Here is a 13,568-nt window from a genome sequence, read left to right on the forward strand (position 1 = left end):
GCGGCCAGGCCTCCTTATGACGCTGTCATTCTTGATTTGGATGGGGTAGTGACCAGCACGGCAACTGTCCATCAAGGGGCTTGGAAAGACGCCTACGATGCGATCGTTGGTGATGCCCGCTTTCCGCCGGACGCCGACCACCGGGCCTTCACGCCGGACGACTACTTCACACTTCTGGACGGAAAGCCAAGGGAACAAGGCTTGATGGATCTCCTGGCATCCCGGGGTGTTCGCATCCCGCTGGGACTTCCAAGCGACCACACAGGTGCATGGACCGCATTCGGGTTGGGTGCACTGAAAAACAAGGCCTATCTGGCGCGCCTAAGGAACGACGGCGTCCAAACCTATCCGGGAACAGTCCAGTTCCTGGCGGGCTTGAGGGCAGCGGGGGTTCCAGCGGCGGTGGTGACCTCAAGCAGAAATGCCACTCCAGTACTCACGGCGGCCGGCATGGAAGATACCTTCGCCGTAGTCCTTGATGGGACGGCAGCCGCTGCGATGGGCCTTCCCGGCAAACCTGCGCCCGATGTCTTCCTGGAAGCAGCCCGGCGGTTGAACGTCCTGCCAAAGCGCGCGGTGGTCATAGAAGACTCTGTTGCAGGGGTGCAGTCTGCCCATCGCGGCGGGTTCGGCCTGGTAGTGGGGATCGATCGCAGGGGAAGCCGGAACCAACTCGAGGCCGCCGGAGCAAGTGTCGTGCTCAATGACGTCAGCGAACTTGATCTTGGGCTGGTCATGGGTGACCCCTGGCAGCTGATTTTCGAAGGCACCGATCCGGACCACGAAGGGCATCGTGAGGCACTCACAACACTTGGCAACGGATATATGGGCGTCCGCGGCGCCGTGGCCGAATCCAACCGGAGCACACGGTATGCCGGTATGTATCTGGCCGGGGTATTCAATCGTGTCTCCGCCGGACTTGGTCAAGAGACAGCCCTCGAAGAACACATGGTCAACGGTCCCGATTGCCTCCCGATGGACTTGCGGCTGGAAGGCAGTCCATGGTGGTCCCGTGACGGGCTGCGGGTTGTCCATGAACGGAGAACACTTCAAATGGACAAGGCAGTCCTTAAGCGGAGGCTCGTCCTGGAGTCACCCGACGGGCGGCGTTTGGAAGTCAGTGAGACGCGACTCGTCTCCATGGCAGATCCTCACGTGCTCGCCATCAAGACCCGCATTATGCCCGTTGGTTGGAGTGGTTTGATCGGAATCCGTGTGGGTGTCAATGCCGGCATACGCAATGCAAACCTTCCGGAACCACCTTTGACGGGCCAGAAACACTTGATCGACCGGACAACTTTCGACGGCGCGGGCCGCGGTCAAGGGAACACCCTGATGGTTGAAGCGGAAACCAGCCAAAGCCAGGTTCGGATTGGCGTGGGCCTTCATGTTGATGTCGCCGGCACCAAGGGGACCCCCGGGAGCAAAGGGGCGTTCCACTTCCGGACTTTCGAAGCCCATTGTTCTGACCGGGCAGCAGTGATGGTGACGAGGATCGTGGCCGTTGCGACGTCCCGGGACCGGCCCATTTCGTCGGCTGGCACAGCGGCCGCCGCATGCCTGGCAAGGGCCGGCACCGATTTTGACAAAATCCTGCGGGCCCATGAGTCTGCATGGCAGCGGACCGTCCGTCCGTTCAAGGTGGAACTGGACGCTCCGGCACAGGTACAGCTTGTCTTGAACCTGCACCTGTTCCACTTGCTGCAAACGCTGACGCAGCATACGACTGAGCTCGATGTTGGCGTTCCCGCACGGGGGTTGCATGGGGAAGGGTACCGTGGCCACGTTTTCTGGGACGAGCTGTTCGTACTTCCCGTTCTCACCTCAAGGACACCTGACGTTGCCCGGGCCTTGTTGGACTATCGTTGGCGGCGGCTCCCTGCGGCGCGGCAGGCCGCGGCCAGCGGCGGTCTTCCCGGTGCCAGGTTTCCGTGGCAGAGCGGGAGCGACGGAACTGAAGAAACTCCGCGGTGGCTATACAACGCGAGGTCCGGACGTTGGGTGCCGGACCACTCCCACCTTCAAAGGCATGTGGGGCTTGCTGTTGCCTTTAATGCGTGGCAGTACTTTGAAGCCACCAACGACCTGGCATGGCTTGCCCGGAAGGGGGCACAGTTGGTGGTGGAAGTTGCCCGCTATTTTGCCGCTGTCGCCAACTACGATACCGGTGACCACCGTTACCACATCCGCGGCGTAATGGGACCGGACGAGTATCACACGCAGTTACCTGGATACGGGAACCCAGGTCTCGATGACAACGCGTACACGAACGTCATGGCTGCCTGGGTCTGCGCCTGTGCGGCCGGGATTCCCGAAACTTTCTCGGGTCATGAGCTGGCCGACCTCCTGGAACGCCTGGGCATTACTGAACAGGAAGTTGAGCGGTGGAGTCACGTGTCCCGCGCCATGTTTGTGCCCTTCACCAACGATGGAATCATTAGCCAATTTGCCGGCTATGACCAATTGGAGGAACTGGACTGGGACAAGTACCGCCAACAGTACGACAACATTGAGCGGCTGGACCTCATTCTCGAAGCAGAGGGCGACGACGTCAACAGATACAAGCTGGCCAAACAGGCAGACGTCCTCATGCTGCCCTACCTCTTGGGACGCCAAGGGCTTATTTCGTTTCTGAAGCGCCTGGGCTACGCCTTGCAGCAGGGACAATTGGATCGAACGATTGAGTACTATCTGGCCCGGACGGCCCATGGTTCCACCTTGAGCAGGGTCGCGCACGCCTCAGTATTGGCTGCGTTGGACCCGGAACGGGCATGGGACAGTTTCAGGGAAGCCCTTGACGCTGACCTTGATGACACACAGCACGGCACCACAAAGGCGGGAATACATCTGGGAGCGATGGCGGGAACCATCGATGTCGTCCAAAGAAGCTTCGCTGGCCTGCGGCTGGACCGGACGGGGTTGTCGTTTACGCCGAACATGCCCCACGGCCTTCGAGCGGTCTCCTTCCATGTGACCTATCGGGGACACTTGATGGACATCCAACTTAAAGATGGACGCATCCGAATTTCCTCTGCCGCCGGCGGCGCCCAACCGGTCAGGGTCAAGGTCCACGGCCAAACCGTGATGCTCGCATGTGGAGACACCCGAAGCTTCCGGATGCAACCAACGCGCCAAAGCGAACATCGATGAAGCGACTGGGCATCCTGACAAGCGGTGGCGACTGCCCGGGCTTGAACGCTGTCATCAGAGGGGCGGTGCTGGGCGGAGCCCTGACGCACGGGTACGAATTCATTGGATTTCGCGACGGCTGGCGAGGCGTCTTGGACGATGACGTCCTCCCTTTGCCTCGTCGGGCCGTTCGGGGAATCTCCCGGCTCGGTGGAACAATCCTGGGCACGTCACGGACCAATCCTTTGAAGGAGGACGGCGGCCCCGCACCTGTATCCGACTCGTTGCGCCGCCACGGTCTGGATGGCTTGATTGCGATAGGGGGAGAGGGCACGCTCGCTGCTGCCAGGATCCTGTCGGATACGGGGATCAAGGTCATCGGGGTGCCGAAAACCATCGACAATGACCTGGGCGCTACCGACTTCACTTTTGGGTTCGATACCGCAGTACAGACCGCCACGGAAGCGATCGACCGGCTACGGACTACGGGTGAGTCGCATCATCGGTGCATGATTGCTGAGGTGATGGGACGCAACACCGGTTGGATCGCGCTGCATGCGGGAATCGCCACAGGTGCACACGCCATTTTGATTCCCGAGCATCGAGTGACTTTGAACCAAGTTGCGGCATGGGTCAATTCGGCAAATGACCGCGGCCGTGCGCCCCTGGTGGTTGTCGCCGAGGCGTTTGTGCCTGCGGGCCAGGACGCTCCGTACTCGCCGCGTGGACTGGACACATTCGGCCGCCCCCGCCTCGGAGGTATCTCGATGCTGTTGGAACAGCAACTGCAGGGCCTTACGGGAATCGAGACCCGGGCAACCGTTCTTGGCCATATTCAACGCGGTGGCGAGCCCACTGCTTTTAATCGGGTACTGGCAACGCGGTTGGGGATGGCCGCCGTCCGGGCAGCGGCAGCGGCAGAATGGGGGACCATGGTGTCCCTGCGCGGAACGGACATTATTACCGTGGGCCTGGACGAAGCCCTGGAAACCATCAAAACAGTGCCGGAATCCCTGTATTTGGAAGCTGAAGAGCTCTTCGGTTAAGGAAAGGGTACCCCCGCCCGCCCCACAGCAGGGCACAGGAGCAGCAGGGCCCTGGACAAAGGCTTGGCCCGGCCAGACCGGGCCAAACGACTACTCCCTGGTGATGGGGATTCTTGAAGTGGAGGTTGCTGGCACCTGCTCCGGGATGGGAGCCCGTACCTCAAGGACCCCGTCTTTGTACGACGCCGTCACATCAGTTTCCTTCACACCATCCGGCAGGGGGTTGTTCAGCGGGGAACGGGCATCCAGAGTCGAAAGTCCTCCGTAAACACAGCCAACCGGTCCCCGCCGCATGTCAGGGTTCGCGTGGTCAATGGACGCGGAGTACGGCCGCTCCGGTGATGCGGTCGTTAGCCAGATCGTCCAGGGCCTGGTCTGCCCGCTCGAAGTCGTACGAGGTTGTGGTCGGTGTCAATGCCATGTCCGCCGCGAGGGCCAGGAGTTCCTCCCCGTCCGTGCGTGTGTTCGCGGTTACGCTCCGGACCTGACGTTCGTAGAACAGGTCGTCGGTGTACTTGAGTGATGGAATGTCCGACAGGTGTATGCCGGCAATCGCCAGGGTTCCGCCGCGGTCCAGCGACCTCAACGCGTAGGGCACCAGTTCTCCTGCCGGTGCGAAAAGAATGGCTGAATCGAGTTTGACCGGAGGAACGTCCGAGGCGCCGCCCACGTACTCGGCGCCAAGGGTGCGGGCCAGCGCCCGGGCTTCAGCTGAACGCGTCATGACGTAAACCGAGGCACCCTGATGCATCGCAATCTGCGCCGTGAGGTGTGCAGAGCCCCCGAAGCCGTAGATGCCCAGGCGCCCTCCCGGCGGTAGGGAAGACCTTTTCAGTGCGCGATAGCCGATGATTCCCGAGCAGAGGAGCGGAGCGGCGTGTTCGTCCGTGAAGCTGGCCGGGACAGCGTAGGAAAAATCCTCCTGGGCCGTCATGAGTTCCGCGAATCCGCCGTCGCGGTCCCATCCGGTGAAAGTTGGTGTCAAGCACAGGTTTTCCTTGCCCCGTCGGCAGAAGGTGCACGTTCCGCAGGTGCCACCGAGCCATGCCACGCCCACGCGGTCGCCCGGCGCGAACCTACTTTCATTCGAGCCGGTTTCGAGCACAGTTCCAACGGCCTCGTGGCCCGGAACCACATTGGCGCTGCGCGGCTGCAAATCACCTTCAGCCAAGTGCAGGTCTGTCCGGCATACACCGCAAACACTCACCCGGATCAGCAATTCCCCGGCTTTCGGCCGGGGATCTTCCCGTTTCCCCTGCACCAAGGGCCGAGTCGGCATCGGTCCAGGATTTTCTACCCACCATGCATGCATTGCCAAATCCTTCCGCGATTCATTGCCACGAGGTTTGCAGGCCGCAGGGACCCAAACCAGAGCCAAAGGTCACGGGATCCGGTTATTGGGGCTGGGGGGCACTTTCCTGCGGAGTCGCCCCGCGATCTCGACGGCGGCGCTAGACGCCACCGCGACTCCGATCGTCACCGGCAAGAGATCCCCCGGGGGCCAGTCGAGCCGGAAGAAGTCACTCAGCAGCGGGAAAGTGAAGACAGTCACTGTGCCGATATACATCGCCGCTATGACAGCCGTCTTCCGTGCATCGAGCGGACGCGCGATAACTGCCAGGATCCACGAACCAATGAGTGCCAGCGCCAGGGTCGATGCGGAGCGGGCCTGGTCGACGCTGAAGCTGCCGGTGGCCTCGATGTAGTAATTGAGCACGGTAATCCCGACTGCCGTGGCCAACCCAGCGGGTATCGCGAAGGACAGCGAGCGGCGCAGGAATCCGCGGGCATAGCCTTGAGAATTGGGGAGCAAAGCCAGAAAGAATGCGGGCAGCCCGATGGTCAGTCCATCCACCGCGGACAGTTGGCGTGGCAGGAAGGGAAAAGGCAGCAGCAGCGTCCCGCAGAACAGGGAGATAACAACCGCATACGCCGTCTTGCTGAGAAACAACATGGAAACCCGCTCCATATTGTTGATGACCCTCCGTCCTTCTGCCACCACGGCAGGAAGCCTGCTGAATTGGCCATCGAGCAGGACGATGCGCGCAACAGCCTTGGTTGCCGGAGCTGCGGAGTCCATCGCGATGCCCAGGTCTGCCACTTTGAGCGCCAAAGTGTCATTGACTCCGTCTCCGGTCATCGCAATTGTGTGGCCCCGACGCTGCAGTGCGAGCACCAGCTCCTTCTTTTGTTTCGGGGAGACGCGTCCGAACACCGAGTGCTCTTCCACAAGCCGTTCCAACATGGCGGGATCTTCAGGCAATGTGCCGGCGTCAATTGCATTCGTGTCTTCCAAGCCCAGCTTGCCGGCCAGCAGGCCAACCGTGCGGGGATCATCGCCGGAAAGGATCTTTATGGCCACTCCCTCCTCACGGAAGTAGGCCAACGTGCGGGGCGCGTCCCGCCTGATACTTTCACGGAATGTCAGTAGCAATACCGGTTCACAATCAGGGGGCAAGGGAACTTCGGACCCATCAGTGGCCAGGCTGGAGCGGGATAACGCCATGGTCCGGAACCCTGACGCTATCAGCCGTTCCGCCCGCTCCCGCGCAGATCTGCAGCCAGAAGAGCCTCCCGCCAGGACCACTTCCGGGGCACCGAGTATCCATGTGCAGGAGCCGCCCTGGAGATTGTCGAGCGTCACCGAGCTCCACTTGCGCGCTGAATCGAAAGGCACTGAAGCCAAGGCGTGAGGCTCCCGTTTCAGTGGAAAGGCGTCCCCGACGGACCGCGAGGTGGCGTTGGCCGGTTGGTTGGCACCGAACCATTCCAGTGCCTCGCTCCAGCCATCCTGGACGTCGTCCCGGAGGTGGTGGACGGCGTCGAACGCCATCTGTCCGTCCGTGAGCGTTCCTGTCTTGTCCAAGCACAGGACGTCCACCCGGGCGAGCACTTCGACAGCTGCCAGCTCCTGGACGAGCACTTTCTGCCGTGCCAGGCGAACGGCTCCAACGGCGAAAGCTACGCTGGTCAGGAGCACCAGGCCGAGGGGAATCATGGCTATGGTACTTGCCACGGTGGAAACAGCGTTCTGCTTCCACGCCCCGGAAGCCAGTGCTGCCGCCCAGCCGTCCTGCCGGACAAACTGCGAATTCAGCACCAGCAACGTCACGGGCAGGACGATCCAGGCCAGGACCCCCAGCACCTTGTCGATTCCCCCGCGTATTTCGGACGTCACAAGGGAAAAGCGCTTGGCATCAGCGGTCAGCCGGTTGGCAAATGTTTCCTGGCCAACCCTGATGACCTGGGCCGAGCCGGCACCGGCAAAAACCAAGGACCCAGCCAACAGCACGTCCCCACTGTGCTTGGGGACAGGGGCCGACTCGCCTGTCAGCAATGACTCGTCCACGTCCAGGGAACCCTCCCCGGTGACAACCGCGTCCGCTGGCAATTGATCCCCGGCACCAAGCAGCAGCAAGTCATCCATCACCAGTCCGGTTGCGGGGATCTCGTGGTCATGTCCGTCGCGGACGACGCGGGCCGCCGCCGCGTGGATGATGGTCAGGCGATCGAGTGATCGCTTGGCGCGGTATTCCTGGATCACGCCAATAAGGGCGTTCCCAATGGCCGCCAACCCGAACAACGCGTCCTGCCACTGACCGAGGAAGAGCAACAGCGAAAAACCCGACAGGACGATGCCGTTGAAAAGCGTAACGACGTTGGCACGGATAATAGCCGGCAAGCTTCGGCTGGTTGGTATGGGCGTGACATTGACCATCCCGTCGCGGACCCGCTGTGAGACTTCTTGAGCAGAGAGGCCCGCCGGCGGACCGTACGGATTGGTCACTGACGGCAAACCTCACTGCAGTGGTTGGCATACCTCGTACGATGCATGGTTCCTCCACGCTGTCCAGTGAAGTACAAGGGTTCCGGAAACGGTTTGGCTTGCATAGGGTCGAAAGTCACAGGGCGGCGGTTTTCAACTTGTCCCAGGTAGCCTGTGATTCTTTGTGGACGAATTCCGTTGCTGCCCCGAATCGTAAGGAGCCCGGCTCGTCTAGGGTTCGAAGTGCACGGAAACGGCGTCCTGCCCCGGGACGGCGGCAATAATGGACTGCGCGAGGTCCAAGTCGGCAATCCGTAGGGCTGGGCGAAGGCGCCTGGCGGCATCCAGTGCGAACCTTTCCATTGCGCTAATCTCATCCTCCGAGAACGCAGCCGGACGGTTGGCGCATACGCTGAGCACCGCATTTCCCTGATCTTCGGCCCACAGCGGTACGGAAACGGCTGATCTGATCCCCTGGGCCAAAGCGGTTCGGCTGAACCGGGGCCAGCGCCCATCCTGGGAAAGGTCCCCAAGGACCACCGTGTGCGAGTCGGCGATTGCCCCCAGTGCCGGCCCTTCGTGGAATCTGTTCTGCAGATCAACCAGGGTTGTGGCCAATGCGCCAGTGCACACGCTTGTAAGGGATCCGCTTGGTCGGCGCAGCGTAATGCCGCACTCAACCCCAGGGCGGCGAGCGATGACAGCATCGGCCTGACGGACAAGCTGGCCGAGGAGTTCGCCAATGTCCTCTTCCTGCAGGTCGAGTACGGGCTGTGCCGCACTGGTAGCCTCCGCTGTTACTGGAGGTTTATTGAGGGTCGCTACCTGCCCGCCAAGGGCCTGGCCGTACCTCACTTCCGGGTATTGGGCATGACGTGAAGGGGTAGTTGATCTGGTATTGGCGCTGCGGTCCTCTATGAGCCCGTGCTCGACGCATTCGCGGACGTCCGCAATTGCCGCGGCGATGGCGCGTTTTTCCGGCCGGTATCGGACATCCCGGCCTGGATTGTCGGCGCCAGCCCCCTTTTCCGGCGCAAACGGAATGTTTGCTGTCGCCCCCTAATAGCGGATAGGTGAGTCAGTTATGCGACCTTCTTAGGCTACCGCGGCCCAATGCGCAGAGAAAGTGTCGCGACATCGGCGGAAGAATGGCCTTGTCCAAGGGCTCACTCCGGAAGTTGCCGGGACGTATGTCTGTATTCCGCGAATTCCCCTAGACTCAACCAAAAGACACTCCTGGACCGACGTAAGGGAGTCCGGCACCCATGGGCGATGAACATACCTTGAGCTCCCCGGCGAAAGGGCGTGTGGACACGCTTCTCCGCGAATTCGTGGAGCGTGCAGACGAATTGCTGCACGCCCAGGAACAGATGAACGGTTTGCTCGCGGCAGTCGTGTCAATTGCCGAGGATCTTAGCCTGGAAGCCGTCCTTGATCGCGTCGTCAAATCAGCCTGCGTGCTGCTGGACGCAAAATACGGAGCGCTGGGGGTGATCGGCGAAGACCAGCGTCTCAGCCACTTCATCACAGTAGGTATCGACGATGACGGCATCAGATCCATTGGCGATCTCCCGACTGGCCATGGGGTATTGGGGCATCTCATCCGGGAGCCGACGCCTCTGCGGCTCCACGACCTGCGCCATCATCCAATGGCCGTGGGATTCCCTGAAAACCACCCGCCCATGAAGACCTTCCTTGGCGTTCCGATCCGGGTCAGGGACGTCGTTTTTGGCAATTTGTATCTCACGGAAAAGAGCAATGGCCAGGACTTCAACGCGGCCGACCAGGAACTTGCCATCGCTCTTGCAGCGGCAGCCGGTGTTGCCATCCAGAATGCCCGCCTTTTCGATGAGAGTCGTCGCCGGCAGCGGTGGTTGGAAGCCGGAATGGAGCTGGGCGGGCGCCTGATTGCCAATCAGTCCGACGGTGGCTCCGGCAACCTTGACCGCGTTGCTGAAGCTGCCCTGCGGGCCTCTGACTCCATTCTGGGGGTCGTTGCCGTACCGACCCCTGGTGGAGTACTGCGCTGCCGCTCGGCCGTCGGGGTGCAGGGGTTGTACTCGGGCCAGGAACTTCCAGGCACTGACGTCGTGGCATCGGTGCTGGAAACGGGAGAATCCGAGCTGGTGCGGGACGCGGCGACGGTGTTCGGGGCCAGCGTGTCGGAAAAGCTGGGAACCGTACTGGTCTCCGCCCTGGGACACCGCGGGACTGGGAACGGAGTCCTGCTGCTGGCGCGTGCTGTAGGTGGCCCCCTTTACACGCGCTCAGACGTCGAATCGAGCGCCTTGTTTGGCAGCAGGGTCGGTCTCGCCCTGGACCTTGCGCGGGTCAGCGCACTTCGCGAGCAAGCACTCCTGCTGACGGACCGCGAACGAATCGCCCGGGATCTGCACGACCTCGTGATCCAACGCCTCTTTGCCGCTGGACTGGGGATTCAGAACCTTCGGCGCTTTATGGAGGATCCTGCAGCGCTGGAGCGTATGGAGGACGTGACGTCGGAACTGGACTACACCATCCGAACGCTCCGGCAGACCATTGAGCAACTCCGCTCGGACGAATCCAAGGACGCCCCGTAAGTGGCGTTGTGACCTAAGACTCTGGTCGCCGTCGGTCTTTCACGGCAATCTGGCAGGACAAATGCTTTGCTCGGTGGGAGGACGGTTATGAACAGTTCAGGTTCCGCAGGCTCCATCATCGTAGGAGTCGACGGCTCGGATGCATCAATCGCTGCCCTCAGGGAAGCCCAACGCCTGGCTTTGCCCTTGGGCTCTGAGGTGGTTGCGACGGCGTTCTGGGAGTATCCCCGTGTTTATGACGGCTACGTAGCCATGGGAATCACCGGCTTCGAGGAAGCCGCGGGGGAGATCCTCAAGCAATCCGTGGAAAAAGCATTCGGTCCTGCCATTCCGGACAACGTCGTTTCCCGCCTGGTCCGCAGTCATCCCCGGCAGGGGCTGATCGAGGCAAGCCGCGACGCGGATCTGATCGTTGTTGGACGGCGCGGACATGGTGGGTTCGGTGGGCTGCTGGTGGGATCGGTCAGCTCAGCATGCGTCGCACACGCCCATTGTCCGGTTCTCGTTGTGCATGAGCCTGAGAGGGATTCGACGGCGGACAACGGCAGGATCCAGTAGAAGTGTTCCGGGGTCTTTTGGCCCTACGTCCCGATGCCCAGGGCTTCCTAGGCTCGCAGTAGACGACGGGTGAACGCACCCGCCCAATGGAGGAGATGAAGATGACACTGCCAAACACTGAGCCTGGCCGGATCGATGGAGCACGGCATGTCAGCGAAGACCTAAGCAAAGACCAGTGCTGGGAATTGCTCCGTTCGCAGACTACCGGCAGGGTTGGATTCGTGCATCACGGGAGGGTGATGATCCTTCCTGTTAACCACTTGATCCACAGGAAAAATATCTACTTTCGTACAGCTGCCGAAGGGCTTATCGGCGAGCCATTTGCACGGATGCAGGTATCGTTCCAGGTTGACGACTTCCGGATGGACAGGAGTGAAGGCTGGTCTGTGCTCGCCAGTGGTCCGTCTTCCCATGTCGTAGAGCCTGAGCTGTTGACCGAGCTCTGGGGCAAGGCCATGGCCGAGCCTTGGGCAGGCGGTGGACGTGACCTCTTCGTCCGTATTCAGGTCGTCGAGATGACAGGCCGGCACGTCTACTTGGCCTGACAGCACCCATGGGCCATGCGTGGCGGAACGAGGAATCGACCATGAATGACAACGAGCTGATCGTCGTTGGCTACGACGGTTCACACGAGGCAGACAGGGCCGTGCAGTGGGCTGCCCGGCTGGCCAACAAGAGAAAATGCCCGCTGCAAGTGGTGCATTGCTCGCTCTGGCCAGTTATAACCCACAACCTGGAACCTGTGCCTGGAATCGCCGAAAGCGGCCTGCGCCACGCCGCCGAGTCGGTCGTTTCCGAAGGAGTAGCCCGCGTTCATGAGGTGTCGGCTGACGTTGAGGTCACAACAAGCCTGGTGTATGGCTGGCCGGCAGAGAACCTGCGCAAATTGGCCTCACACGCTTCCCTCCTCGTTGTGGGTACGCGCGGCATTGGCGGATTCCTGGGCCTGCTGGTTGGATCGGTCAGCCTCGAGCTGGCCGCCACGGCGGCCTGTCCCGTGGCCGTCATCGGGCCCGTGGAGCGTCCCGGCGGACCCGTCGTTGTCGGAATCGACGGGGAAGACTGGGAGGCGACGCTCAGGTATGCAGCGTCCTTCGCACACCAAGCCCAAGCGAGCCTAAGGGTTGTGCACGTTCGCAGAAAGCACGACGGCCATGACCCGGCTGAGGGCCCTGGCGCCCGGGAAATGCTCGACTCCGCATTACGTACCGTACGCAACACGTCGCCTGGGCTGGAGGTGGCGGATGTCCTGCTGACTGGAACATCCGTCGCAGGAACACTCTTGAGCGCGGCAAGTGATGCACAGGTTGTCGTTGTGGGGAGTTCCGGCCTCGGCCTCGTTAAAGGCAGTATTGGTTCGACTGCCCATGCCGTGCTCCACCACGCCGGCTGCCCGGTGATTGTCGTCAGGCACACCAAGCCATAACAGAAGGCTGGTCGTGGCAGCGAAGGATCCTGAACCTGAAGGTCCCCCGAACACCTGAAGGGCCCCGGAACGTTTGGATCCAGGGCCCGTTCAAGCTACAGCGCTCAGGCTACTCGGAGTGCTTCACCGTATGGACGCGGGTGATGATGGTCGGGCACGGCAGCTTGCTGAGAACTGAGTGTGCCGTGGATCCCAACAGAAGACGCTTGAAACCGCCATGCCCCTTGCTGCCGACAACCAGCAAGCGTGCAGTAGCGGCGGCGGCGATAAGTGCCTCGGCCGGTCCCATGTGGGTCTCCAGAACCTGATGCACAATGAGGTCTGGGTAGGTGTCGGCAAGTCCTGCAACCGTTTCGGCCAACACCACGCGTTCTTCCTCGGCGACGATTTCTGAGAAGTTTCCTGGGGGCATGCCGCGGCTAACCACCGGCTCGGGCAGCCGGAAGGCGTGGAGCACGGTAAGTTCCTGCCCTTCCCGATCTGCCTCGGCTGCGGCAAACGCAACGGCTTGCGTGGACTCTTCCGAGCCGTCCACGCCGACGAGGACGCCGTGCCGGTTCGCCAGATCGTGCTCTCCTATAACTGCCACGGGGCAGTGGGCCACGGCGGCAACCTGCAGCGCACGGTCAGTGAGGGACCCCCCAACCCAGCTGTGCCCGGACCCGATAACCACCATCGAGGCCTTCTTTGACTTCTTACGCAGCGCGTATCCGGCCCCTCCTGACACCAAATCGGTGCTTATTTCGACAGTCGGCTCAAGTTTGCTGGCCCGGTCCTTGGCCGTTACAAGGAATTTGTCACCGGATTCCCGGATCCATTCGTTGTACCCAACGGCGTCATATGCCCAGCGGTCATCCACTGCGTGAACAAGCTGGACCGGCAATTTCAGGGCGGCCGCCCTCTGCATGGCCCACCGCGTGGCAGCGTCGCTACTGGGGGAGTCGCTGACACCAACGACAATTGCTTCCTTCATGGCTGGTCCCGTTCTTCTTGGATGTTTCCCCGGAAGGGTGAGGCCGGGGCTTTGTGAGTCCAGTTTCTGCCTTCCTTTTCCTGGGAGTTAG

General features: G+C 61.6%; 11 protein-coding genes. 6 read left to right on the forward strand and 5 right to left on the reverse strand.

Translation table 11 applies throughout. The features are described 5' to 3' along the window. Positions 1-48 precede the first annotated feature (48 nt). On the forward strand, positions 49-3,150 hold the full coding sequence (locus tag LDN75_RS12780) for an HAD-IA family hydrolase (protein WP_263422324.1): 3,102 nt from the start codon (positions 49-51) through the stop codon (positions 3,148-3,150). Then, positions 3,147-4,175 carry an ATP-dependent 6-phosphofructokinase gene (locus tag LDN75_RS12785; protein WP_223932676.1) on the forward strand — a complete coding sequence of 343 codons (1,029 nt, stop codon included), beginning with the start codon at positions 3,147-3,149 and terminating at the stop codon, positions 4,173-4,175. Before LDN75_RS12780 ends, LDN75_RS12785 begins: the two co-directional genes overlap by 4 nt. 90 nt (positions 4,176-4,265) lie before the next feature. Here LDN75_RS12785 and LDN75_RS24285 read toward each other — a convergent pair whose 3' ends face one another. The 4 genes from LDN75_RS24285 to LDN75_RS12805 all read right to left on the reverse strand — a co-directional run bounded on the left by LDN75_RS24285 (position 4,266) and on the right by LDN75_RS12805 (position 8,796). Next, the gene (locus tag LDN75_RS24285) at positions 4,266-4,469 is read right to left on the reverse strand and encodes an Hsp20/alpha crystallin family protein (RefSeq protein ID WP_223932677.1); all 204 of its coding nucleotides are present in this window, start codon (positions 4,467-4,469) and stop codon (positions 4,266-4,268) included. Between the two features lie 16 nt (positions 4,470-4,485). After that, positions 4,486-5,487 (reverse strand): zinc-dependent alcohol dehydrogenase family protein, encoded by a 1,002-nt coding sequence (locus LDN75_RS12795; protein WP_223932678.1) that lies wholly within the window; start codon positions 5,485-5,487, stop codon positions 4,486-4,488. 69 nt (positions 5,488-5,556) lie between these two features. Next, complete coding sequence (locus tag LDN75_RS12800) at positions 5,557-7,962, reverse strand: HAD-IC family P-type ATPase (protein ID WP_223932679.1); 2,406 nt, start codon at positions 7,960-7,962, stop codon at positions 5,557-5,559. Positions 7,963-8,172: 210 nt separating this feature from the next. Then, positions 8,173-8,796 carry a GAF domain-containing protein gene (locus LDN75_RS12805; protein WP_223932680.1) on the reverse strand — a complete coding sequence of 208 codons (624 nt, stop codon included), beginning with the start codon at positions 8,794-8,796 and terminating at the stop codon, positions 8,173-8,175. Between the two features lie 410 nt (positions 8,797-9,206). Here LDN75_RS12805 and LDN75_RS12810 point away from each other — a divergent pair, with 410 nt between their 5' ends. From LDN75_RS12810 to LDN75_RS12825, 4 genes are all read left to right on the forward strand, one after another. Further along, a complete protein-coding gene (locus LDN75_RS12810; protein WP_223932681.1) occupies positions 9,207-10,520 on the forward strand; it encodes a GAF domain-containing protein in 1,314 nt (437 codons plus the stop codon). A gap of 87 nt (positions 10,521-10,607) precedes the next feature. Continuing rightward, a complete protein-coding gene (locus tag LDN75_RS12815) occupies positions 10,608-11,078 on the forward strand; it encodes a universal stress protein (protein ID WP_223932682.1) in 471 nt (156 codons plus the stop codon). A gap of 101 nt (positions 11,079-11,179) precedes the next feature. Beyond that, on the forward strand, positions 11,180-11,623 hold the full coding sequence (locus LDN75_RS12820; RefSeq protein ID WP_223932683.1) for a pyridoxamine 5'-phosphate oxidase family protein: 444 nt from the start codon (positions 11,180-11,182) through the stop codon (positions 11,621-11,623). Positions 11,624-11,664: 41 nt separating this feature from the next. Next, positions 11,665-12,504 (forward strand): universal stress protein, encoded by an 840-nt coding sequence (locus LDN75_RS12825; protein WP_223932684.1) that lies wholly within the window; start codon positions 11,665-11,667, stop codon positions 12,502-12,504. 109 nt (positions 12,505-12,613) lie between these two features. Here LDN75_RS12825 and LDN75_RS12830 read toward each other — a convergent pair whose 3' ends face one another. Further along, a complete protein-coding gene (locus tag LDN75_RS12830; RefSeq protein WP_223932685.1) occupies positions 12,614-13,477 on the reverse strand; it encodes a universal stress protein in 864 nt (287 codons plus the stop codon). Positions 13,478-13,568 lie beyond the last annotated feature (91 nt).

Source organism: Arthrobacter sp. StoSoilB5 (assembly GCF_019977235.1).
Classification (GTDB): domain Bacteria; phylum Actinomycetota; class Actinomycetes; order Actinomycetales; family Micrococcaceae; genus Arthrobacter.